Raw genomic sequence first — 23,470 nt, forward strand, 5'->3', positions numbered from 1 at the left:
TAAAAACGGCTTTGCCCGTCCTGAACAGGACGGAATCCGTTTCTGCGCGAAATATAAGGATAATTTATAGTGTAGAACATATACATTCTTATATTTTTAGAAAGTTATCCTTCTTATTGTACTTGATCTTGGCGTCTTTGTGTAAATTGCCTGAAAATAATAATTTGACCCAGCAGCAGCTAAAAGCGCCCCGACTTGAAAATCGACAGCAGCAGCCAGATGACCATCAGCAGCGCAATGACCGAACCGATCTCGACAGTAGGAAAATCCCACAGCAGCGACGGCTCGCCGCGCAGGGAAGAGCCGATAATCAGGCCGGCCATAATGATGCTGAAGGCCAGCAGCACAATGCTGAACGACAGCCGGTTGCCGACCCGGCTGAATTTGTGCTCCAGATCTTTAAGCTCCGGCAGTCCGACCTCAACCTTCAGCTTGCCGCTGCTGATCAGCGCCGACAGCTGGCGGGCCTGGGAAGGCAGCTCAATCAGGCTCTCGGCCAGATCGGCTACGCCGCCAAGGAGCTTGCGCTGCACCCGGGTGCTGCTGAAGCGCTGCTTCACCAGCTGTTTGCCGAAAGGCTCGGCCATCTGCACAATGCTGAAGGCCGGGTCCAGATTGGCCACAACCCCCTCAAGCGTCAGCATCGTTTTACCGAGCATCGCGAGGTCGGGCGGAATAACCAGCCTGTGCTTTCTGGCAATGCCGAACAGATCATTCAGCGCCTTGCCGATGCTGACCTGGTTGAACGGGATATCATAATACGACTCACGCAGCCGGTCCATATCATCCCGCAGAGAGGCGCGGTCGGCATTCTCCGGAATGACACCCAGACGCAGAATAGCCCGTACCATGGAGTCGGTATTCCTGCGCATCAGCGCAATCACCAGGGCAGACAGGCCGTCCTTCATTTCTTCACTGAGCCGCCCGACCATTCCGAAATCAATGAGCGCCAGCTTGCCGTTGTCCAGCAGCATCACGTTGCCGGGATGCGGATCGGCATGAAAGAAGCCGTGAATAAAAATCTGGTCCAGCATCATTTCGACCAGCTGCCGGGCAATGGTCTTCAGCTTCAGCCCCCGCTCCAGCAGCTCCTCCCGGCGGTTCAGCGTAATGCCGCTGACGTATTCCATCGTCAGAACTCTGGCCGAGCTAAAGTCCCAGTAGATCGCCGGAATCGCTACTTTGGACTTGGCCTGATCCGGCTGCTGGGCGGCAATGCGCTCCGCATTACGGCCCTCCTGCGCGTAATCCAGCTCAGCCAGCAGGGAGCGCGAGAACTCCTCGGTCATCCGGGCCAGCCCGTATTGCTTGGCCCAGTCCAGTTTTTTCTCAGCCAGGATGCTTAAATCCTGAAGAATTTCAAGGTCGCGGTGCATCGTGCGTGTGACACCGGGACGCTGTATTTTGACCGCCACATGCCGGCCCCCGTGCAGCACTGCCCGGTGTACCTGGCCGATCGAGGCCGCCGCAATCGGCGTATTATCAAAGGCTTCAAAAATATCATGCAGCGGCTGGTCCAGCTCCTGCTCCAGAATACTGCGTGCAGTCTCCGCCGGGAACGGCGGTACGCTGTCCTGCAGCTTGACCAGCTCGGCAATAATGGATTCAGGCAGCAGATCGGAGCGGGTGCTGGCAAGCTGCCCCAGCTTAACAAAGGTCGGCCCCAGATCCTCCAGCACCCGCCGGATGCGTTCCCCGAGCGTCAGGGCGGCGTGGGCCTCATGCGTCATAATCCGGCGCGGCAGGGACAATACGTGGTAGAGACCCAGTTCCTCCACCATATAGCCGAAGCCATGACGCATAAGCGCCATGGCAATGGTCCGGTACCTCCCGGCATGTCTGATTCGTACTGCCATTTAATCCGTACGCGTATCCGTAATAAGATCTTCAGTGGAACCGGGAGAATCAGAGACTGGGGCCGGTGGAGCATCAGCAGAAGCGCCTTCCAGCTCGGCTACACGGCGCTCCAGAACAGCAATCCGTGCCTCCAGCCCGGCGATATCGCTCTGCACAGGCACCTTCAGATCCTTGAGTACCCGCTGAACCTGCTCCTGCACGGCTGTCTTGAACGCACCGCGTTCTTCTTCGCCGCGCTCAACAAGCCGGTCAATCAGCGCTCTGGATTCAGTGGGAGCCAGTTCCCCGCGTTTCACCAGCTCATCTACTGCCTTCTCAACCTTTTCCTTGCTGACAATGGTGAGGCCTACTCCTAATGAGATTGCTTTTTTGAACAAATCACTCATCGCTATTTCCTCCCAAAGAATACAGTTATGGATAAAGTATACCCCTTGACGGCCTATTTCACAAAATTTGGGCTGCAAGGGGCATGGTTACTCTCAAATGTGGTTATCTTGGAATGCGCGCCGCCCAGGTGGCCGCCCCCAGAATCAGCTTGCGGACCGCAGGATGGCGGAATGTGGGCTCATGATGGCCGGGCATCAGGAATACAACCCGTCCTTGCCCGTAACGGTGGCACCAGGCTGCCGGATAAGTCTCTCCGTCAGCCTCGTATTCCAGCAGCACGGTCTTTTCGGTGAACGGATCGAACTCGAAGCGGTAAGGCTCCTCGTCCAGCTTGAAATCTTCAATGCCTTCTGTAATATCATGCTCGTGCACTTTGAAGTTCAGTGGAGCGTACGGCGGGTGGGTTGTAAATCTGGCTCCGATCAGGCCGGCCAGCTCGTAGCGTTTGGCCAGTGAAATGCCGGTATGCAGCACGATCAGCCCGCCCCCTCCGCTCACATAACTCAGCAGACCTGCGGTCTGCTGGGGGGAAACCGTCTCATTCCACAGCTCGTTATAAGCTATGCATAAATCGTATCCGGCCAGGTGCTCACCGAGCATCAGTTTTTTATTCTCCGAACACTGAACGGTCAGCAGATCGTTCAGAATTTCACCGATTTGCTGATCCACACCCTGCAGAGGGTGGAAACGGGGATGGGTGTAGTCACCCAGGAGCAGGCATTTTCTCTTGTCCATAGGGATCCTCCTTCATAATTCTGTCCACATAATTTGTCGTATACGTTGCTACTATTCTAAGGAAAACTGCCAAGGATGTCCATGATGACACAAGGTAATCCCATAACCCGTGCATGAATAAATGCCAGCCGGCGGCAGCGCCCGCAAAAACAAATCCCGCTCCGGCAGGAGCGGGAACAACACTCTTTACTCACTTAACGGCCTGCGGCCACATAACGCCCCAGCTCCACGAACATGCTGCCCATCCGTTCATGCTCAGGCATAATGATTCTCTGCACGCCTTCCTCCTTCAGCGCCTGGGAGGTGATTTTGCCTACAGACACCGCCAGCACTTCACGCTCAAAAGCCTCCAGCATCTGCGTAAGCTTTCCATGCTCCTGTGCATACTGTGACAAAAAGCGGAATTGCGGCGCACTGGTGAATGCCACCGCGTTCACCTTCGCCTCAAGGATCTCGGTAAGCAGCAGCTCCAGCGCCCCCGGCTCAGGCGGAGTATGGCGGTAAGGCTGTACTTCCCGGACTGAAGCTCCGGCTGCCTCCAGCCAGGCAATCAGCCGGGGAGCGGGTTCTCCATGCAGCTGCAGCACAACCTCCTTGCCCGCAAGATCGAATTCCTGCAGGCCGCGGATCAGTCCGCTGGTGCTTCCGTCATCATCACGTACAGCGGGGACAAGCCCGCGCTTCTTCAAGGCATTGACGGTCTTATATCCCCTGGCTGCAATGGAAGAAGCGGAGAGCACCTCCAGAAAACGGCTGCCGAGCCCCATATCCTCAGCCATGCCGAACAGCGCATCCAGCCCCATGCCGGTAGTCAAAACCGCCCAGTCAGGCGGCTGCTGTGTCCAGGAGTTCAGCCCTTCACGCAGCGCCCCGTCATCCAGAAAAACCGTCCCTTGGGCCGGGCGGAACAGCGGGATGCCGCCCATATTCCCGACCAGCCTGGCCATTTCCTCCGATTTGCGCGGACCCGCAAGGGCGACGGTAATCCCCTTCAATTGCTCTGCCATTATCTTAGCTCCCCCTCGTTAACCCTGCATTGTTGTCTACCAGTATACTTGCAAAGGGTGTAAAAAGAAAAGCGCCGTGAAAGCTATTTCTTCACTGTTCCTTCTTTGCGGAATACAGATTGAAGCGGCTTACCAGCTTCTGCAGCTCCTCGGCCAGATGGTTCAAATTGGCCGTCGATGACGAAATCTCCTGGACGGCTGCAAGCTGCTCCTGGGCTGCGGCAGAGATTGTCTCGGTATTCTCGGCTGCCTCCCTCGATATACTGCCAATCTCGCCGATCGCCCGCTCCATGCTGGCTGCTTCTGCCGCCAGGGTATGCACAGCTCCGCCCATGGCATCAATCTTCTCCGCCGCCCCTTTCACTGCCCTGCGGATCCGCGAGAAGGAGCGTCCGGTGGTATCGACTGCCATAATGCCGTCCGATACCCGGCTCTTGGCATCTTCCATCGTGGCCGTAGCCTGCTGCATCTCCTCGTTAATGGAGGAGATCTGCTCCGAAATCATCCGTGCCGATTTCTCGGATTCTTCCGCCAGCTTGCGGACCTCGGAAGCGACGACGGCGAAGCCGCGCCCCTGCTCCCCTGCCCGCGCCGCCTCAATAGAAGCGTTAAGGGCAAGCAGATTGGTCTGGCGGGATATTCCTGTAATGACACCGACCATGCCTTGAATCTGCTCTGTGCGTGTGTTCAGCTTGTCAATTACAGTCCCAAGCTCCTCCACAGTTTCATGTATGCCATTGATTTTGTCTACAACGCTGATTACCGATTCATTCCCTTCCGCAGCGGACAGCGAGGTCTTGTCCATCATATCCGATACCTGCTCCATGAAGCTGGAAATATTCTGGACTTCACTTGCGGTAGCGGCGGTGCTCTCTGTTCCCTTAGTAATACTGTCCAACTGGCGCTCCGTGCCGGCGGCAACCTCCTGGATGGCTACCGTAACATGCTCGATAGCCCTGGTGGTCTGGTCAGCTCCGGCTGCCAGCTCCTCGGCGGAGGAGGACACATCATCAGTCATCTCCTGCACACTGATAATCATCTCCCGCAGGCTTGCGACCATCGCCCGGAAATGGTCCGCGAGCATGCCGATCTCATCCCGGCGGAACGTCCCGATATCCTCTGAGAGATCCCCCTGGGCAATTACTGCTGTAGCTTTACGGAGACGGGCCAGCGGACGCAGAATGGACTGCACATTAATGTAGATCAGGATCAGTGCCAGTGCAACCGAGATACCAACGACCAGAAAAGCCGTCTGCCGTATCTCCTCAGTCGCACCGGATATCTCGCTTTTATCAATTGTGCCTCCGATTCTCCAGCCGGTCAGCTCATTTTGCATAAACGTCATTTTTTTGTCCGAACCCTTGAAGACGTAATCGAAAGAACCTCTTTCTGCTTCGTACAATTTTTTGATAACCGGCTCGGAGGATTCCTTCCCGATCTGTTCCGTCGGATGCACCAGAAACTTCTTGCTGCTGTCCACAATGAAGATATAGCCCTGCTTGCCTACTTTGATGCTTGTAAGCTCTGCCAGTGCCGACAGGTCCAGATCAAGCGCCACTACCCCGTTTCCGCCCTCCAGCACAGCCGAAATGGCAATCGCCGTTTCATTATTCACGGTCTGAAAGGCAGGAGAAATGACGATGCCGCCGCCATTCTTCAGGGCATTTACATAGTAGTTCTCTTTACGGGGGTCATAGCCCTCCGGCCGCGCAGCCTCAGAGGCATGCAGTGCCCCTGCACGGCTGGTTCCCACATAAACATCCAGCACATCCGGATGCAGCGCTGCATATTCCTTCAGCCGTTCCGTAATACCGGCCGGTGTGCCTGCAGATTCAGCATTGATCTCATCAGCAGACAGCTGGGCCGCGAAATACTTGATATCATTTATTTTGGATCCGATGTTGGCATTGATAATTTCATTAACTGCTGCAACACTCTCGGATGCGTTATTCACCAGCTGTTCTTCCACTTTGCCGCTGGCTGATTGGTAGGTCTGCCAGCCGATAATCAGGCTGGGGGCCAGAAGGACTAGCAGGTATGTAAGAGTAAGCTTCATACGGATGTTAACATGGAATCTTTTGCCCAAGGTGCTTCACGCTCTCTTTCGTTTAGGTCCTAAGTATGAGTTGTTTGCCATGTTATATAATTATATACCGCTGTCGAAAACCCTTTTTCAAAGCAGAAATTATTGTTATTATGCTATTTTATCTGAGAATTTTCATATGAACAGCAAAAGACCGCATCAATGAAAGCGGTCTTTTGCTATATCTATATTGAAGTATCAGCCCCCGGACCGCAAGACTGCAGCCCTGGTCCTAGTTCACCGTTTTGTTCCGGCATGCCGGACATACTCCGCCAAAGACAACATGGGCATGGGAAAGGGTATACCCTGTCTCCTCCGCTACACTGTTCATCCATTCCTCCGGCACATGGGTCATCACTTCATCCACCGCACCGCAGACCTCGCACAGAATATGCTGATGGTCGTCCATCCGCGCATCATATCTGCTCGCAGCCTCCCCCAGCTTCAGCTCACGGATCATCTGTTTATCGGCAAGATAGCGCAGTGAGTTGTAGACAGTACCGTAGGCAAGGTTATGTCCCTGCTCTACCAGCCGGTTCATCACTTCTGCAGCAGTCGGGTGGTCATGCGAATTACGGACGATATCATAAACGGCTTGCCGTTGTGAGGTTAAATTCAAGCTTCTCATCATTATCATCCTTTAACTTGTTTTTAGATCAAGTATAAATCCTGTAGCCTCAAGCGTCAATCGGACCACCCGTATTTCACTTGATCATCCCGGAGTATTTTACTCTGACAGCAGCAAACACCTCGAATTTCAGATCAGGATACAGTGCCTCCCAGTCCTTTGCTTCCGTTTCGTTGTTCCAGTGCCTTGTCCCGTAGCGCAGTCCCCACCCGAAGGGATCCACCCGCTTGTCCCTGATTTTTTCAAGCAGCGCCTCAACCGACTGTTTCAGCTCTTCCCCGCCGGCTTCCGATATTTTCCCCAGCAGAGTATGGGTGATCAGCTCCTGGGTGCTGTTCTCCTCCACAATGCCCTTGATCTTGATCTTGTAGCGGATAACCGGTGCTCCTGGGGAAGCTGTTGTGATTTTGTAGGTGGAGGTGCTGCTCTCCGTATAGTACTGGAACTCGCTCTCGTCCACCTTGGCCGGAAAATTGGTCTTAAGGTCAGGCCGGGCCAGGAGGTTGAACAGCCGTGTCTCCTCGGGATTCAGCACCAGCTGCACCTTCTGTTTGTCGAAAAGGGCTACCTTGTCTATCTCGAACTGGGTCTTGCTATCTGCTTCAATAATCGGCAGGATCGGATCCTTGCCCTGCTCATACATATCCCTCATCAGCTGGTAGGAATAGACGCTGGCGATAAAGGGTGACTCCGTCCCCTCTCCGCTCATGGCCATGATCAGCGAGTTGGAGGGAATCCGCTCGGACGGGGGCTTGACCTGAAGCACATCCAGTGCCGCCGGACGCCCGATGGCAAAGTTAAGTATCAGCTGGACATCCCTGCGCCGGACTGCCCAGTCCAGAATATGCCTGATATCCCGGCCGGCCAGTTCTTCACCTATAACAATGGATTTGCAGTGCACATAGTCCAGCTCCTTCTCTACCTTTGATTTCATCAGGCGGAGCGCTTCGGAGATGCTGTATGACTCTTCTGTAATAATCAGCATCTTCTCATCAATCTTGGTTACATCTCCCTGGGGGACCGCCAGCTTCAGGCTGACCTTAAAGGCCTCCTTCTCCCCGGGATCAATGCCGATGGCAACCACAAAGATCCGCCGGTCAATATCTTTGTATTCGCACCCTGTTGTAAGACACAACAGCACAATTCCTGCGTACAACAGTAGCTTTCTCACGCATTCCGCCTCCTGTAAGCAACCGCATAGCAATAAAAAAGCAGCATAATCATGAACAGCTCTCCTGCCCAGCGCGCATACAAAAACACAACACCGAACTGATTAAGCTGATATTGGTCAAGCCCCATAAAGGCAAAGGTAATTCCGCTAAACAGAACGAGAACAGACAAATCCTTCCATAGTTTAGTTCTCGCCTTCGCCTGTTTGCGCGAACGGAACAGACCGGTAAGCAGCTCCTTGCCTACATGCCAGTGGACCGTTACGCTGACCAGGGAGAGTGTGAGATAGGCAAAATAAAAAACAAACAGCATCCGTTCTATTATAAAAGTGTTGATCCGGATACTGTCGGCTGTAGAAAACCAGGTGTACACATGCCTCTCTACGCCGATCGTCCCGAAATAGCCTATAGGCACATAAAAAGTCAGCAGCAGCACAGCCAGCCCGCTAACCGCATAAATCCAGCTGTGCTTCATCTTAATCTTGGGCAGCACCCGGTTAAAGACAGCCAGGTTGAAATAACCGCTGAAGGAGAAGGTGGCAGCAGCGATGCTTTTCAGATCCGGTGCATGGGCAGAATAGGTTATGATCTGGAGCACCGAATCCCAGCTGAAATCGGGATTAATCAGCGCTTTGATAATGGCGTACAGAATCAGCGGCAGGATGATCGCCAGCATCATTTCCATTCCGTACAGAACGGACAAGGAATCCATACGTGCACAGAAGCATACCAGGACAAGAAAGCTGAGGATTACGAGATACGGGCCGGTATCCGGACTGACAAAACGCAGTGTAATATCCACAAAAGACAGCAGTGTAACCAGCCCGGCAACGCACCAGAGGGAAGCAAATATAATGATCAGCGGAATAGTCAGCCATTTAGGCAGGGCGGTTTCGAGAATATCCTGAATGCTTTTGCCCGGAAACTTTGCGATCAGGAGGGTAAAGACAGACAGAAAGACGGTCCCGAGAACAGTTGCAACAAGGATCGACGTCTGCGCCCCCTTAAAGCGGGCGTCCATCAGCTCCCGCGGGACAAAGTTCAATATGTTAAGGAGGCTGTTCATCAAAAACATCCAATACAAGTAACGGCTCTGATTCATCAGCTCCCGCCGCCTTTCTTGCTGCGTGAAGCCTCCAGGCTGTCCAGAACGAACATTTTGAAATAAGGCTGTCCGAAGCTGCGCTGGCTGCACAGATACATGGTGAACCCGACCAGGCAGACAACGACACCCACCAGCCCGACTGCGGCAGCAGCCACAACAAACAGATATTTAAGCACACGGATCGAAAAGCTCATCATATTCAAAGGGATCATAAAATTGGAAATAGCGACCACCGATACCAGGATAATCATAATATTGCCGACCAGTCCGGCCGCCGTTGCTGCTTGTCCCAGAATAAGGCCGCCTACCGTTGTAGCCGTAGGCCCGATTGCCCGCGGCAGCCGCAGGCTTGCCTCCGTCAGAAATTCCATCATGATCAGCATGAGCAGCACCTCCACAAAGGAAGGATAGGGTACGGTTGCCCGGCTTCCGGCAATCAGCAGTGCAATTTGCACCCTTATAATCTCCGGATTATAGGAAGTGAAGACCACATATAGTGCGGGCAGCCATAGCGTCATCGCCACCCCCATAATGCGCAGCAGCTTCAGGAACCTTCCGACGAAGGGAAGCTGTATTTTATCATCCATCGCTACAAAGAAGTCATTAAAGATGACCGGAAGCACAATTGCGAAGCCTGTGGTATCCAGCATGATGGCGATTTTCCCCTCGGCCAGATTGAACACCACACGGTCGGGCCGCTCCGTTACAATCGTTTTTGGAAAAATGCGTATTTTATCGCTGCTGATGTATTTTTCCACCTCACCCGCAGCCTGCACAATATCTACCCGGAGTGTCTTCAGTCTCTCCCGCAGCTCGTCAAGCACCTGATGATTCACCCTGCTGTCATCGTACAGGATGGCCACCTTCGTTCTGGAGATATTTCCGAGCAGCAGCGACTCCATCTTCAGCTCCGCTGACTGGTAGCGCCTGCGGATGAGGTTCAGATTCACCGCCAAATTCTCTGTAAGCGCATCTGACGGCCCTTGTGTGATGCTCTCCGTCACCGTCTGGCTGACACTGCTGGTCTCCGCTTTCAGCGCATCAAAGAAAATCAGCCGCCCTGCCACCTCCACACAGGCATAACCGGCCAGCATCAGGTCCATCGCCTGCTTGCCGTCCTCTACGGCCTTGCTGCCCGGGTAGTGCGCCAGATATTCGGCAAAGGCCGCCGGATCATTCATTTCATAAAAGGCTGCAATAATACTGCGGTTAATGATCTGCGGGTCGGTGATGCTTTTGATAAACAGCAGCTTGCCCGTTCCCGACACTGCGGTTAATACCCTGTTCTCCAGATCCACGAAGTTGTCCAGCTTCTCCTTGATTCCCTGCAGTGTTATCTCTTCCGGTTTTTGCTGTGCCGGCATCCTTACTCCCCCTCAGCCGGATTTCTCCGGAAGTTAAACCTTATTTTTACACGGGAGATCTTCTTTCATGCACAGACGGGGGTTTAGGTTTCTTTTGGCGGGAGTGTGGTAATAAATGAAATGAATCGTGCATATGGAGGGATCACAGATGAGTACACCAGACGGTCAAGCCGGAAATACTGGTTCACAAGGTCTTCCGCAATTTCCGGAATCCCTGTGGAGAGGCACAACAGAGCTGCCTGCTTTTCCGAGGCTTACGGAAGATCATGTTACAGATGTAGCCATTGTAGGGGCAGGGATTACCGGGATTACCGCGGCTTATCTGCTTACCAAGGAAGGCTACAAGGTCACTCTGCTGGAAGCCGGTGAGGTGCTTGGCGGAACGACCGGATTTACCAGCGCCAAAATCACGGCCCAGCACGGAATGATCTATGCTGATCTTGTGAAGAATTTCGGGGAGGAGCAGGCCTGGGCTTACTACCAGTCAAACAGCGAGGCGATGAAGTGGATAATCCGCACAGCCGAGGAGCTCGGGCTCTCCTGCGATATGCATCCTGAAGATGCCTATCTCTATGCGGACAAAGATGACGACAAGACGCTGAAGCAGCTGGAGCAGGAATTCGAAGCCTATCAGAAGCTTGGGATACCGGGAGAATGGCTGGACCATATTCCGCTGCCGCTGATGGTAGCGGGAGCCATCCGGCTGCCGGGACAGGCCCGCTTTCATCCGCTGCACTACCTGAAGGGAATGCTGCAGTTCGTGCTGGATAAGGGCGGTGTGGTCTACGAGCACACCATGATCGGCGAAAAGGTGGACAAGGACGACCGGATTACCCTGTACACCGAAGGCAGTGAACATCAGATCCGCTGCCGGCATGCGGTTTCGGCCTCCCATTTTCCGTTCTATGACGGCGGCGGGCTGTATTTCTCACGCCTGCATGCGGAGCGCTCCTATTGTCTTGCCGTCCAGCCGGAAACAGATTTTGCAGGCGGAATGTATCTGAGTGCGGGAGAGCCTACCCGCTCGCTCCGTGCCGTAGAATGGAACGGGCACAACCTTGTCATTGTCGGCGGGGAGAATCACAAAACCGGACAAGGCATCTGCACGTTCGGGCATTACGAGAATCTGGAGCTGTTCGCCGGCGGGCTGCTGGGAGTCAGGCAGATTCCATACCGCTGGTCGACCCAGGATCTGATCACGTTGGACAAGGTTCCTTATATCGGCAAACCTGAGGAGGACGAAGAAATTTATATTGCTACCGGCTACGGCAAATGGGGCATGACGAACGGCACCCTGGCGGCTCAGCTCATCACAGACCAGATTATGGGCCGTGCGAACCGCTACAGCGGGCTGTATGATCCATCCCGCTTCAAGGCCCGCCCGTCGATCAAGAACTTCATTGTGCAGAATGCCAATGTCGCCAAGGAGCTAGTGGCCGGCAAGGTGGAGATTGTCCGCAAGAAGACCAGTGAGCTCGGTGCAGACGAAGGGGCCGTTGTTTTCCATGACGGCAAGCGGGTCGGAGCCTACCGTGATCCTGAGGGCAAGCTGCATCTGGTGGACCGCACCTGCACCCATATGGGCTGCGAATGCGAGTGGAACAACGCCGAACGCTCCTGGGACTGCCCGTGCCACGGCTCCCGTTTCTCCTATGAAGGCGATGTGCTGGAGGGGCCGGCTACATTGCCGCTGACCAAGCTTGAAGCGGATGCGTAGCATAGCGCTCCGCTGATCCCTGCATTAAATTCTGACTGGAGGAGGAACGGCTATGCTGGTTGTTACGAACACCATTAAGGTTAAGGAAGGTCATGGCGCTGCTCTGGCAGAGCGCTTTGGCGGATCGAACGGTGTGCAGGAAATGCCAGGCTTTGTACGGATGGAGGTGTGGTACAGCGCAGCCAAAGACGGCGCCGAGGAGCTGAAAATCAGCACCGTGTGGGAGAACGAGGAGGCCTTCAGCGGCTGGACGGCCAGCCCGGCTTTCCGCGAGTCACACCGCGGTGCAGGCCGTAATGAAGCGATCCTTGGCGCTTCACTCGATAAATACGAGCTGCTGCTCAGCCGCAGACCGGGGGAATAGCCGCCCGGGCTGGCTGCCGGGCGGCCGCTCAAGCACAACAGGGATGCCCCGCCGGGCCTTATGGCCAGCGGGGCATCCCTGTTTGTATTTCCGGCGGTCCGTCAGCCCGCCGGTTTATTCAGCGCTGCCGGCTGGCTGCGGCTGCCGCGGCTCTTCATGCTTGCCGGGCCAGAACGCCCAGCGGCCGCACAGCATAGTGATCGCCGGCACCAGGAACGGCCGGACGATGAAGGTATCAAGCAGCACGCCGATGGCGGTGATGATGCCGAACTGTACCAGCACCTGAATCGGCAGGCTGGCCAGGACGGCGAAGGTACCCGCCAGAATCAGCCCGGCCGAGGTGATGACCGAGCCGGTCTCATTAACGCCCTCGGCAATGGCCTGCTTCAGAGGCATCACCTTGCGCTTCTTCCAGATGTTAGAGATCATGAAAATGTTATAGTCCTCGCCAAGCGCAACCAGGAAGACGAACGAGTACAGCGGAATAGCTCCCTGAATCGCATCTGCGCCCAGCACATAATGGATAATAATCCAGCCAAGGCCGAGTGCAGAGAAGAAGGAAAGAATAACGGTACCGACCAGATAGACGGTTGCCGTTACCGACCGCAGATAGATCAGCAGCAGCAGGGTAATCAGACCAATTACGACCGGAATAATGAGGTCGGTATCCTGCTCACCCAGCTCTTTTGTATCATACTGGGTAGCCGTCTGCCCGCTGACCCATACACTGTCATGCGCCTGCGCTTCGTCAAAGCCGGATTCCACCAGAGCCTGCTCCGCTGTGTTCAGCAGCGCCGGAATATGGCTCATCGCCTCCAGGGAATACGGATTGTCCTTGAACTCCAGGTCAAAGCCGATAATCTGCGGATTCACAGCCCCCTGCTGTGCATCGGATACGGTATCCACATAGGACAGTCCGCCGAGAATAACCTTGAAATACTCTCCGCTCACCTGACCCTTTGTATCAACGATCAGCTTGGCCGGAGCCAGCTCGCCGGGGGAGAACTGTGTGCCGATCAGATCAAAGCCCTGCCGGGATTCCATATCCTCAGGGAAAGAGGAGAGCAGATCATAAGTAAACTTAATGCCGGTGGAGAACGAGGCCAAAATGCCCAGGCCGATGACCGTTACGGCTACAATCGTCCAAGGGCGGGAAACCACCAGGCCGCCAATCCCCTTACGGCCGGCTCTCTTCGCTTTCGGCTTCGGAGCCGGCTTGCCCTTGGCTCTTGCCCGTTCTTCCTCCATCTGCGGGGTACGCGGCACAAACGGGAAGAACGACATCCGCCCGAAGATGGCCAGCAGTGCCGGCACCAGCGTCAGGCTGGCAATGCCCATAATCAGAATGGACACGCTGAACGGAACAGCGAAGCGGTGATAGGCTCCGTATTTGGCCAGCAGCAAGGCGAACAGCGCCAGCACAACGGTAAAGCCGCTCATCGCAATCGCTCCGGAGGAGTGGCTGATCGAGTTCAGCAGCGCCCGCCCTTTATTCTCCTCCACCTTAAGCATCTGGCGGAACCTTGAGATCAGGAACAGGCAGTAGTCGGTACCTGCCCCGAACAGGAGAACTGTCATAATGGAGATCGCCTGTGAATCTACGGTAATCCAGTCTTCCCGGGCCATTAATCCAAGCAGAGGGCTTGTAACTCCGTAGGCAAAACCTACAGCCACCAGCGGAATCAGCGCCAGAATCGGTGAGCGGTAGATCAGCAGCAGGAATACAAGCACAAGGATTACGGTTGCAATCAGCAGGGATACGTCTGCATCCTCAAATAAGCCTGTAGCATCAATCGAAATGCCTACCGGCCCCGATACGCGCAGGCTCAGCTCACTGCTGTCCACAGCGGCTGCAGCCGGATCACTGCCTGTCTCTTCACGTACGAGCGTCTTTAACTCCGTGATTCCTTCACCCAGCTGATCGCTGTCCGCCGACTTGTCGAACAGCACCGGTGTAACCAGCGTACTGCGGTCCTCTGACAATGAAGCCTGAAGCGCCTGCGGCGGCAGCTGGCCCAGCGGGGGCACAAAATTCTGATGCGGCAGCGGCTGCTGCTCCAGCTTGCCGTACAAGGCAATAATATGTACTAAATCCTCCTCCGACAATCCGCCGTCACGGTGCCACACCAGCAGTGCAGGCACGCCGCTGCCGCCCGGAAATTCCTGATCCGCAACAGCCGCTGCCCGGACCGACTGCGAGGTCTCCGGAAGGTTCTGCGCATTGTTGACTACTTGTGAATTTACGGAAGGCCATAACAGCGTAAGCACTCCAACCAGTACGACCCAGACCAGCAAAGTGATCCACTTTGTAGTCCGGCCAGCCACCCATTTTCCGTAGCCCGACATCCTGTTCATCCTCTCCTTGCCCCGGCACTTCACAAAAATGAGCCGCGGGTCATTTTATCATCCTTATCATATATACCCTGAAATTTTTAAGCAAATCTTTTTTAAAAAATAGAGCTTCCAGCTTCATTTTTTCCATTCTTCCCCAAACAAAAACACCGCTCCCCACAAATGCAGGAGCGGTGCCGGTGTTGAGTTATATAGGCGTAATTTAGCCTACATCCGGCAGATCGTCGCCGGAGAACTGGCTGTTGTACAGATCGGCATAGAAGCCTCCCTGCTCCAGCAGCTCGACATGGGTGCCTTTTTCAATCACGCTGCCCTGGTTCATTACGAGAATGAGATCAGCATCGCGGATCGTCGACAGGCGGTGGGCAATGACAAAGCTGGTTCTTCCGGTCATCAGCGTCTTCATCGCCTTCTGGATCTGCACTTCAGTCCGTGTATCGACACTGCTGGTCGCTTCATCCAGGATCAGAATGGACGGATCGGCCAGAATCGCCCGGGCAATCGTCAGCAGCTGCTTCTGCCCCTGGGAGATATTCGATGCTTCCTCGTTCAGGATCGTATTGTAACCCAGCGGAAGCGTACGGATAAAGTGGTCGGCGTGGGCAGCCTTCGCAGCCCGCACCACATCCGCTTCCGTGGCGCCTTCACGGCCGTAAGCAATGTTGTCGCGGATGGTGCCGTTGAACAGCCAGGTATCCTGCAGCACCATACCGAACTTGCTGCGCAGCTCACTGCGCTTTATCTCGGTAATGTTCACACCGTCGATGACAATCTCCCCGCCGCTGATTTCATAGAAACGCATCAGCAGGTTGATCAGCGTCGTTTTGCCGGCGCCGGTCGGTCCGACAATCGCAATAGTCTGTCCCGGCTTGACGTCGATATTCATGTCTTCAATCAGTATCGCATCGGGCTTGTAGCCGAACTTCACGTGGCGGAATTCAACTGCGCCTTCCTCAGCATGATCTGCAGGCTTAGCCAGAGATACTGCAGTTTCCGGCACTTCCTCTTCTTCATCAAGCAGTTCAAAGACACGCTCAGCCGAAGCGATCGTCGACTGAATGATATTGGCAATATTGGCCGTCTGGGTAATCGGCATTGTGAACTGGCGCGAATACTGGATAAAGGCCTGGATATCACCGACTTCAATTACCTTGCGGGTTACAAAGATCCCGCCGACCACACAGACGAGCACATATCCGAGGTTGCCGATGAACATCATCAGCGGCATAATCATCCCGGACATGAACTGGGACCGCCAGCCGGAGTTATACAGATCGTCATTGATTTTGTTAAATTCGCTTAGCGACTGCCGCTCCCGGCCGAACGCCTTGACGATCCGGTGTCCGGTGTACATTTCCTCAACGTGTCCGTTCAGCTGGCCCAGTGATTTCTGCTGGCCGATAAAGTGTCCCTGGGAACGCTTCGTAATGGCCATAATCACCACAAAGCTCAGCGGCAGGGTGATGATTGTAATCAGGGTCAGCCACGGGCTGATCGTCAGCATCATGATGATGACCCCGATAATGGTCACGATGGACGTGATCAGCTGCGTCAAGCTCTGCTGCAGCGTTGTACTGATGTTGTCCACGTCATTGGTTGCCCGGCTGAGAATTTCGCCGTGGGTACGGGAATCAAAATATTTCAGCGGCAGCCGTTCCAGCTTGCTGTTCACCTGCTCCCGCATATCAAAGACAACCTTCTGGGCTACTCCGGCCATTACATACTGCTGCACGTAGCTGAATACAGAGCTGAACAGGTACAATCCGCCGAGGATTAGCAGAATATTATTCACATAACCAAAATCAATGGCCGCACCTGGCACACCTGTCAGCATTCCGTAGGCGCCTTCGAACAGCTTGGTTGTCGCCTTCCCCATCACCTTGGGACTGAAGATGCTGAATACGGTACTGGCTATAGCCGTGATCAGGACGATAAGCAGCTGCACCTGGCGCGGGCGCAGGTACGTAATCAGCCGGCGGAGCGTACCCTTGAAATCCTTGGCCTTCTCCGGAGGCATCCCCATGCCCGGGCCGCCGGGCCCGTGGCCGGGTCCAAAGCCGCCTCGCCGCACCGGAGGCTTCATTTGCTGATTTCTTTCACTCATGCTATTTCCTCCTCTGACAACTGCGAGGATACAATCTCGCGGTACACTTCGCTATTCTCCATCAGCTCGCGGTGATTGCCGATGCCGGCCACCCGGCCTTCATCCAGCACAATAATCCGGTCCGCATCCATAACGGTGCTGACCCGCTGGGCGACAATCAGCACCGTCGATTCCGTCGTCTCCTCCTTCAGGGCAGCGCGCAGCTTGGCGTCTGTCTTGAAGTCAAGCGCGGAGAAGCTGTCATCGAACAGGTACACCTCCGGCCTACGCACCAGGGCCCGGGCAATCGACAAGCGCTGCTTCTGGCCGCCGGAGACATTGCTGCCGCCCTGGGCAATCGGCGAGTCGAAGCCTTCTTTCATCGCCGATACGAAATCATAGGCCTGGGCCACTTTGGCCGCGTGGATGATTTCTTCATCGGTTGCATCATCTTTTCCGTAGCGGATATTCTCGTTGATGGTTCCGGTGAACAGTACCGCCTTCTGCGGAATATAACCGATCTTGCTGCGCAGATCCTCCTGTGTCATCTCACGGACATCCACGCCGTCTACCCGCACGGCACCCTCAATAACGTCGTAGAAACGGGGAATCATGCTGAGCAGCGTCGATTTGCCCGATCCGGTACCTCCGATAATAGCCGTAATCTCGCCCGGGCGTGCACTGAAGCTGATTCCGGATAGCGCCGGCTGCTCAGCTCCGGGATAGGAGAAGGATACGTTGTCGAACTCGACGAATCCGCGCAGGCCTTCCCGTCCATCCTGCTTCTTCGCATCGGCTGTAGCCAGAAGGTTAGCGGCTGCCGGATCAACAATCTCCGGCTGCATATCGAGCACCTCATTGATCCGCAGCGCGGAAGCTGAAGCCCGGGGAATCAGCACGAACATCATCGAAACCATAATCAGGGAGAACATAATCTGCATCGCATATTGGATAAAGGCCATCAGCGAGCCGACCTGCAGGTCGCCGTCGCCGATCCGGATACCGCCATAATAGAGAATGCCGATCATGGAGAAATTCATAACCAGCATCATAATAGGCATCAGGCCGGCCATAATTTTGTTAACCTTAATCGCTGTATCCGTGAGGTCTTTATTAGCTGCAGTAAAGCGTTTATTCTCATGCTCAATCCGGTTGAATGAACGGATAACCCGGATTCCGGTCAGATGCTCACGCAGCACACGGTTCAGGGTGTCCAGCTTCACCTGGATTGCCTTGAACAGCGGAAGCCCCTTCATTCCGATCAGGAATATCGCTCCAACCAGCACCGGAATGACAATAACAAAGATCAGGGACAGCTTGGCATCCTCAGACACCGCCATAATAATTCCCCCGATCATCATCATCGGAGCGCCGACCATCATGCGCAGCATCATAGTCAATACTGTCTGTACCTGCGTAATATCGTTAGTAGTGCGGGTAATCAGCGAGGCAGTGCCCAGCTTATCAAACTCATGCAGTGTAAAATTCTCGACATGCTCGAACATCCGCGAGCGGGTGTTCCGGCCGAAGCCGGCAGCTACCTTGGCCGACAGATAACTTGCGATTACCGAACACAGTGCGCCGCCGCCGGCCACCAGCAGCATGTAAGCGCCGATTCTCCAGATATAAGCGCGGTCTCCCTGCACAATCCCTTTATCCACAATGTCGGACATCAGGGTTGGAAGGTACAGGTCACCCATAGATTGCAGAAAGACCAGAATCAGCACTGCTGCTACGCCCCACCGAAAGGGCCCCAGTCCCTTTAACAATTTAATCATTCTTCTCATCTCCGTTCATTTGTAACAGGTCCAGATCAGGCCGCGGATTCTCTTCAATGAATGTCTGCACCTTCGTCAGCAGGTCAGCCAGATGGTTGCTCTCTTCTTCACCCAAATATTCCACTAGCTTACCCAGTGAGGCATCCATATAATTCCGCGCTTTTCTCGTAACAACCCTGCCCTGCTCCGTCAGCCGGATCCGCACCACTCTGCGGTCGGAAGGGTCAGGCTGACGCTCCACCATGTCTTTGGCCTCGAGACTGTTAATCAGCTGGGTAACCGTGGGAGGCGTGATCCCCAGCAGCCGGCTAATTTCGGAAACCTTGAGCCCTTCCTCGGGTGTACGTGATTTCCTCGCGAGGCATATCAGCAAAGTCATTTCACTCGGCTTATGACCGTCCAGAGTCTGATGCACATGGGCTTTGCGCAGCTGCCGCAGGGCCATAAACAGCCGTTGAGCGACTGGATTTTCGTTGTTTATCCCAACGTGTCCCGCCTCCTCATTTTTAGTTAGGTTTACTAATAATTAAATACAATATTAATTAGGCTACCTAATTATATTTTCAAGCCCGATCTTTGTCAAACACTGAATGCGCTATCAAGTTTTACGGAATAGCGAACGAACGCCCTCGGCCGCAAAACACAAAAAATCCCCCGCTTAATAAGCGGAGGAGCCGGTATAATTCCTGTATCAGAAAGAGCGTTCTGTTACGCCGGAGAGCGGCCGTCCCTCTTCAGCGCTATCCTTTTTGGCAACCAGGCCCTGGATCAGCTCACTGTACCTCTGCAGCTGCTGCCCGGTTGCCTGTCCGCGGTTTGCTTCAAACAAGGCGATGCATTCAATCATATCCCTGGCGCTGTTCAGCTTAACTGCGGTCTTGAGACATTGCAGAATAGAATTGACCCCCAGCTGAGCCTGCCCGCGTTCCAGATAATATACAGCCAGCTGATAACCCAGCCGGTAGATGCGGTCAATATTAATATAATCCTTGAACCGGTCAAAGCCGGCCATCTCCCTGGAAAACCGCTCCAGTACATGGTCGACAGAGAAGCCGAAGCGGTTGGCAGCCTCCAGAATACTGACCAGACCCGCCAGCACTTCAGCAGGATAGTCAGCCAGGTAGGCCATATATTCCGGCAGAACGGCACTGTTCCCCTTCAGAAGCTCGAGTGTATAGCGGTTCCCGACGGCAAACGACTTGAACGCATCGACAAGGCGCAAGCCCTCCTCATCCAGCATTTCAAACCAGCTGAGATCAGCATACATGTCTGTAAACGTTATGGCCTCCCCGTATTTCCCCTGCTTGGCGAGTGAAGTGGCCTTCATCAGATGCCCCTGGGCATAATACAGTACAAGCGGCCGCAGCAGCTGCAGCCCCTCGCTTCGCCTTCCGGCTTTCTTCCTGAGCTGTTCCCGGTAGATCCCGCTTGCCAAGCCTCTGAGCTCATCGGCATATTTCTCCATATCGCTCCACCTGTGCAGGGAGAAGCAGACATTGGCCAGCTTCAGCAGCCCTTCAAGCTGCAGATGCTCGGGCAGGCGTCCGCGGAACGGCTCGAAGGCGATGACCGCCCGCAGCATGTCCTCCATATCGGCAACGGTTCCCAGCGCCTTGAAGATCCGGTATTGGCTGATGGCCATCCTTTCCGAATAGCTGTCCTGCTCATGCTCCACAATGATTTTATAGAAAGGTTTGGATTCCTGGATTTTTCCGCAGGCAAACAGCTTCTCCGCCACCGAATAGATGATATCCAGCGGCTTCTGATATTCCATCATCCGGTTTATGATCTCGTCCACACACTGCTTCCTGCCACTGATGGCACAGCGGATCAAAAAAGGCTCCACCCTGCGCCGCGAGACCTTTTCTTCACTGAAGCATTCATCCACATAAAGCGGATAGAACCAGCCTTCAGGATATCCAAGCGCCTCTGTTAATGTATCCAGCTGGCCCAAGGAGACGGGCTTTGGGGGATTACCATGGAGAATGGCGCTCAGGCTGCCGCGGTTAAGGCCGGAAACTTTAGCAAACGAAGCGAGGCTGTATCCGGAGCGGGACAGATTGCCCTCAATTTCAGAACGTAATGTTGTCAGCTTGTCCTCCACCCGGCACCCTCCTTAACAATGCGAATTAAACTTGTTTTTAATTCCATTATAGGTACTGTCTGTAGAAAGCACAACAAAACGGCCCCGCACAGGCGGGGCCTCCAATGACGCACTAAGTTATGATGAACATGCTCAAGCGGTATTACTGCTGCAATGCAGACTTGCTTCTTACACGCTTGCTTTTGGAGATGGTTCCGTAATGGGCAGGTTCCTTCTGGCGGCTTCTCAGACCCTCCATCATTTTGTTCTGGGCCATAACAATATAACCGTCCAGACGCTGGCTCAGTTCAACTACCATATGATCACTGAGGCTGCGTTCCTGTGCGACCTCCAGCAGTTCACTTCTAAGGCTCTCTATAGTCAAAAACAGCTCATCTTCTCGGTAATCGCTTCGATCTTCGTGGGAACCGCGGTAAAACTTCATAAACAGTCACCTGCCCTCTATCAACTTCTTTCCTATCATAAGGCATGATGCCAAAAAACATATTTTGAAAAAAAAGAAAAAAATGTCGATGAACTTACAGCTGGACTTACATTTATTTCATATTAACATTTTTTCCCGCTGGAAGATAGAGCTCCCCCAGAACCTCCATGGCAAAAGCGATCCATTCCCGCGCCGCGAAGGAAAGATAACGGTCCCTGCGCCAGATCATGCCCAGCTGCCAGGGAATAACCGGCTCCGTCAGCGGAATTACGGCAATCCGTGTGCGGTCCATATCGCGGCAGATCGTCTCCGGCAGCAGGGCGATGCCCATTCCGGCCTCCACCATCCTGCTGATCAGATCCCATTGTGAGCTTTCATAGACCACATTCGGCTGAAAGCCCGCTTTTACACACTCGGTAATAATCCGGTCATGCAGGGCAAAATCCTCACGGAACAGCACGAATTCCTCTGCCTCCAGCTCCCGCAGCGCTACACTCTCTGCAGCAGCAAGACGGTGTCCCGCCGGCACCAGCAGCTCCAGCTTCTCTTCAACAAAGGTAAAGCAGTGGAACTTCGCTGTATCAGCCGGCAGCACAATCGCCCCGATATCAAGCAGCCCTGTCTCGACATCATCCGCCACCTTTTTGGCTCCGTCCTCATGCAGCCGGATGGTCACATCAGGATAACGCCGATGAAACTCTCCGATCACCGCCGGGAAAAAGCTCGCCCCCACCATCGGCGGCAGGCCGATGCGGATATGCCCCCGCTGCAGCTTGCGCAGGCCGTCCAGCTCTGCGGACAGATTGGCGAAGGACTCCACAATATTTTGTGCCTTGGCCAGCAGGATTTCTCCTGCATCAGTCAGCCGGATGCTTTTCCCCTCACGGTAGAACAGATCCGCTTCAAGCTCTTCTTCGAGGTTACGGATCATTTTGCTGATCGTCGGCTGTGTGATGAACAGGGATTCCGCCGCTCTGGTGAAGCTCTTCAGCCGCGCTGCCTGCACAAAATACTGTAACTGTCTGATATCCAAATCGTTCACCTCATGCATAGATAAATGGAATGTTACTTATTCAATCTATTCATTTTACCTATGAAAATAATTGTTGTAAACTTTCAATACAATGAAAGGGGCGAAGCCTTATGAAAAAATTAATTATAGGCTTGCTGCAGGTTGCCGGGCTTACGGTTTTCTCCATGCTTATCAATACATTGACTCCGCTGCTGCATCTTCCGGTTCCGGGAAGCATCATCGGCATGCTTATCCTGTTTCTGCTGCTGGAGGCCGGGGCAATCCGGCTGAGCTGGGTTGAGGTCGGCGCTTCCTGGCTGCTTGCCGAGCTGCTGCTGTTCTTCATCCCCTCCGCGGTCGGAGTCATGAAATATACCGGTCTGCTTGAGGTGAACGGCCTGCAGGTGCTGGCTGTTGTACTTGTCGGAACCTTTGCCGTAATGGCCGGATCAGGACTTCTGACAGGAGCTATTTATAAAGTAAAGGAGCGTAGAGGCTCATGATTACAGGAATGGTTCTGTTAGGAATCACACTGCTGGTCTATCTGCTGGCCAAACGGATCTACACAGCCAGCGGCAAAATGTACTGCTCTCCGCTCATTCTTACACCGCTGATCATAATCGGTATTCTGCTTCTGACCGGTGTTTCTTATGAATCCTACAATGCGGGAGGCAAATGGCTGACGGATCTGCTGCAGCCGGCAACCATCGCCTTTGCAATCCCACTCCATAAAAACTTCAAGGTGCTCAAAAAGCACGCCGCCGAAATTGCGGCTGGCGTGCTCTCAGGAACGGTTATTGCCGTGCTCTCCTCGATGCTGCTGGCCAAATGGCTGCACTTAAGCGGAGAACTGGTTAACAGCCTGGTGCCCCGTTCGGTCACTACACCGATCGCCATGAGCATCTCCCAGAGCATCGGCGGTGTTCCGAGCATCACAGCGGTCTTCGTTATCCTGACCGGTGTGCTGGGCACGATGATGGGACCTTCTGTCCTGCGCCTCTTCCGCATTGACAATGAAATTGCGCGCGGTGTTTCGCTGGGAACCGCAGCGCACGGTACCGGTACCTCCAAGGCATTCGAGCTTAGCTCGCTGACCGGCACCATCTCAAGTATTTCGATGATACTGACCGCGCTGTTCTCCATTGGCCTTGCGCCGGCGCTGCTCACTTTTTTCCTCCACTAGGCCGACCCCGCTTGGGCCGATGGCCGGCAGATCCGCTAACCGATCTGCCGGCCTTTTTCTGTATATGTTTTTGGACCCCCGCAAAGTACCTGAGTAATCTTCGGAGTGTAAGCCCCAC

At 54.3% G+C, this 23,470-nt stretch carries 20 protein-coding genes; 4 read left to right on the forward strand and 16 right to left on the reverse strand.

The features are described from left to right. Positions 1-179 precede the first annotated feature (179 nt). From M2108_RS04865 to M2108_RS04905, 9 genes are all read right to left on the reverse strand, one after another. The gene (locus M2108_RS04865; protein ID WP_277468144.1) at positions 180-1,856 is read right to left on the reverse strand and encodes an ABC1 kinase family protein; all 1,677 of its coding nucleotides are present in this window, start codon (positions 1,854-1,856) and stop codon (positions 180-182) included. Further along, entirely contained in the window at positions 1,857-2,243 is a 387-nt protein-coding gene (locus tag M2108_RS04870; protein WP_277468143.1) for a phasin family protein, read from the reverse strand. It lies immediately after the preceding gene. A gap of 103 nt (positions 2,244-2,346) precedes the next feature. Further along, complete coding sequence (locus M2108_RS04875) at positions 2,347-2,979, reverse strand: ThuA domain-containing protein (RefSeq protein WP_277468141.1); 633 nt, start codon at positions 2,977-2,979, stop codon at positions 2,347-2,349. Between the two features lie 194 nt (positions 2,980-3,173). After that, positions 3,174-3,986 carry a uroporphyrinogen-III synthase gene (locus M2108_RS04880; protein WP_277468140.1) on the reverse strand — a complete coding sequence of 271 codons (813 nt, stop codon included), beginning with the start codon at positions 3,984-3,986 and terminating at the stop codon, positions 3,174-3,176. A gap of 91 nt (positions 3,987-4,077) precedes the next feature. Continuing rightward, complete coding sequence (locus tag M2108_RS04885) at positions 4,078-6,072, reverse strand: methyl-accepting chemotaxis protein (RefSeq protein ID WP_280776900.1); 1,995 nt, start codon at positions 6,070-6,072, stop codon at positions 4,078-4,080. Positions 6,073-6,301: 229 nt separating this feature from the next. Then, the gene (locus M2108_RS04890) at positions 6,302-6,697 is read right to left on the reverse strand and encodes a Fur family transcriptional regulator (protein ID WP_277468138.1); all 396 of its coding nucleotides are present in this window, start codon (positions 6,695-6,697) and stop codon (positions 6,302-6,304) included. Between the two features lie 76 nt (positions 6,698-6,773). Further along, the gene (locus M2108_RS04895) at positions 6,774-7,868 is read right to left on the reverse strand and encodes a Ger(x)C family spore germination protein (protein ID WP_277468137.1); all 1,095 of its coding nucleotides are present in this window, start codon (positions 7,866-7,868) and stop codon (positions 6,774-6,776) included. Continuing rightward, complete coding sequence (locus M2108_RS04900) at positions 7,865-8,968, reverse strand: GerAB/ArcD/ProY family transporter (protein ID WP_277506102.1); 1,104 nt, start codon at positions 8,966-8,968, stop codon at positions 7,865-7,867. The genes M2108_RS04895 and M2108_RS04900 overlap by 4 nt, the downstream gene beginning before the upstream one ends. Next, positions 8,968-10,335: a spore germination protein gene (locus M2108_RS04905; protein WP_277468135.1), complete on the reverse strand. Its 1,368-nt coding sequence runs from the start codon at positions 10,333-10,335 to the stop codon at positions 8,968-8,970. The genes M2108_RS04900 and M2108_RS04905 overlap by 1 nt, the downstream gene beginning before the upstream one ends. A gap of 148 nt (positions 10,336-10,483) precedes the next feature. Between M2108_RS04905 and M2108_RS04910 the strand changes: the two genes are divergently transcribed. Continuing rightward, positions 10,484-12,052, forward strand: coding sequence for an FAD-dependent oxidoreductase (locus M2108_RS04910; RefSeq protein WP_277468134.1), 1,569 nt, complete (start codon positions 10,484-10,486; stop codon positions 12,050-12,052). 52 nt (positions 12,053-12,104) lie between these two features. Then, complete coding sequence (locus M2108_RS04915) at positions 12,105-12,416, forward strand: antibiotic biosynthesis monooxygenase (protein ID WP_277468132.1); 312 nt, start codon at positions 12,105-12,107, stop codon at positions 12,414-12,416. A gap of 114 nt (positions 12,417-12,530) precedes the next feature. Here M2108_RS04915 and M2108_RS04920 read toward each other — a convergent pair whose 3' ends face one another. The 7 genes from M2108_RS04920 to cidR form a co-directional block, all read right to left on the reverse strand. Next, positions 12,531-14,771, reverse strand: coding sequence for an MMPL family transporter (locus M2108_RS04920; protein WP_277468131.1), 2,241 nt, complete (start codon positions 14,769-14,771; stop codon positions 12,531-12,533). Positions 14,772-14,970: 199 nt separating this feature from the next. Continuing rightward, positions 14,971-16,872 carry an ABC transporter ATP-binding protein gene (locus tag M2108_RS04925; protein WP_277468130.1) on the reverse strand — a complete coding sequence of 634 codons (1,902 nt, stop codon included), beginning with the start codon at positions 16,870-16,872 and terminating at the stop codon, positions 14,971-14,973. Next, positions 16,869-18,629 carry an ABC transporter ATP-binding protein gene (locus M2108_RS04930; RefSeq protein WP_277468129.1) on the reverse strand — a complete coding sequence of 587 codons (1,761 nt, stop codon included), beginning with the start codon at positions 18,627-18,629 and terminating at the stop codon, positions 16,869-16,871. The genes M2108_RS04925 and M2108_RS04930 overlap by 4 nt, the downstream gene beginning before the upstream one ends. Further along, entirely contained in the window at positions 18,622-19,074 is a 453-nt protein-coding gene (locus M2108_RS04935) for a MarR family winged helix-turn-helix transcriptional regulator (RefSeq protein WP_277468128.1), read from the reverse strand. The genes M2108_RS04930 and M2108_RS04935 overlap by 8 nt, the downstream gene beginning before the upstream one ends. A 246-nt stretch (positions 19,075-19,320) precedes the next feature. Continuing rightward, positions 19,321-20,733, reverse strand: coding sequence for a DNA-binding protein (locus M2108_RS04940; RefSeq protein WP_277468127.1), 1,413 nt, complete (start codon positions 20,731-20,733; stop codon positions 19,321-19,323). A gap of 142 nt (positions 20,734-20,875) precedes the next feature. Then, positions 20,876-21,157: an aspartyl-phosphate phosphatase Spo0E family protein gene (locus M2108_RS04945; RefSeq protein WP_068728627.1), complete on the reverse strand. Its 282-nt coding sequence runs from the start codon at positions 21,155-21,157 to the stop codon at positions 20,876-20,878. 112 nt (positions 21,158-21,269) lie between these two features. Beyond that, the gene (gene cidR / locus M2108_RS04950; RefSeq protein ID WP_277468126.1) at positions 21,270-22,190 is read right to left on the reverse strand and encodes a cidABC operon transcriptional activator CidR; all 921 of its coding nucleotides are present in this window, start codon (positions 22,188-22,190) and stop codon (positions 21,270-21,272) included. Positions 22,191-22,300: 110 nt separating this feature from the next. Between cidR and M2108_RS04955 the strand changes: the two genes are divergently transcribed. Together M2108_RS04955 and M2108_RS04960 are read left to right on the forward strand one after the other, a co-directional pair. After that, the gene (locus M2108_RS04955) at positions 22,301-22,672 is read left to right on the forward strand and encodes a CidA/LrgA family protein (protein WP_090716285.1); all 372 of its coding nucleotides are present in this window, start codon (positions 22,301-22,303) and stop codon (positions 22,670-22,672) included. Continuing rightward, positions 22,669-23,352: a CidB/LrgB family autolysis modulator gene (locus M2108_RS04960; RefSeq protein WP_277468125.1), complete on the forward strand. Its 684-nt coding sequence runs from the start codon at positions 22,669-22,671 to the stop codon at positions 23,350-23,352. Before M2108_RS04955 ends, M2108_RS04960 begins: the two co-directional genes overlap by 4 nt. Positions 23,353-23,470: the final 118 nt, after the last annotated feature.

The organism is Paenibacillus sp. PastM-3, from assembly GCF_029893965.1.
Taxonomy (GTDB): domain Bacteria; phylum Bacillota; class Bacilli; order Paenibacillales; family Paenibacillaceae; genus Paenibacillus_AQ.

Coding starts and splice junctions, on each gene's coding strand:
- M2108_RS04920 (WP_277468131.1), bottom strand. CDS start 14,771: ATGAACAGGATGTCGGGCTACGGAAAATGGGTGGCTGGCCGGACTACA.
- M2108_RS04935 (WP_277468128.1), bottom strand. CDS start 19,074: ATGGCCCTGCGGCAGCTGCGCAAAGCCCATGTGCATCAGACTCTGGAC.
- M2108_RS04945 (WP_068728627.1), bottom strand. CDS start 21,157: ATGAAGTTTTACCGCGGTTCCCACGAAGATCGAAGCGATTACCGAGAA.
- M2108_RS04915 (WP_277468132.1), top strand. CDS start 12,105: ATGCTGGTTGTTACGAACACCATTAAGGTTAAGGAAGGTCATGGCGCT.
- M2108_RS04875 (WP_277468141.1), bottom strand. CDS start 2,979: ATGGACAAGAGAAAATGCCTGCTCCTGGGTGACTACACCCATCCCCGT.
- M2108_RS04955 (WP_090716285.1), top strand. CDS start 22,301: ATGAAAAAATTAATTATAGGCTTGCTGCAGGTTGCCGGGCTTACGGTT.
- M2108_RS04905 (WP_277468135.1), bottom strand. CDS start 10,335: ATGCCGGCACAGCAAAAACCGGAAGAGATAACACTGCAGGGAATCAAG.
- M2108_RS04960 (WP_277468125.1), top strand. CDS start 22,669: ATGATTACAGGAATGGTTCTGTTAGGAATCACACTGCTGGTCTATCTG.
- M2108_RS04925 (WP_277468130.1), bottom strand. CDS start 16,872: ATGAGTGAAAGAAATCAGCAAATGAAGCCTCCGGTGCGGCGAGGCGGC.
- M2108_RS04880 (WP_277468140.1), bottom strand. CDS start 3,986: ATGGCAGAGCAATTGAAGGGGATTACCGTCGCCCTTGCGGGTCCGCGC.
- M2108_RS04865 (WP_277468144.1), bottom strand. CDS start 1,856: ATGGCAGTACGAATCAGACATGCCGGGAGGTACCGGACCATTGCCATG.
- M2108_RS04900 (WP_277506102.1), bottom strand. CDS start 8,968: ATGAATCAGAGCCGTTACTTGTATTGGATGTTTTTGATGAACAGCCTC.
- M2108_RS04890 (WP_277468138.1), bottom strand. CDS start 6,697: ATGAGAAGCTTGAATTTAACCTCACAACGGCAAGCCGTTTATGATATC.
- M2108_RS04930 (WP_277468129.1), bottom strand. CDS start 18,629: ATGATTAAATTGTTAAAGGGACTGGGGCCCTTTCGGTGGGGCGTAGCA.
- M2108_RS04870 (WP_277468143.1), bottom strand. CDS start 2,243: ATGAGTGATTTGTTCAAAAAAGCAATCTCATTAGGAGTAGGCCTCACC.
- M2108_RS04910 (WP_277468134.1), top strand. CDS start 10,484: ATGAGTACACCAGACGGTCAAGCCGGAAATACTGGTTCACAAGGTCTT.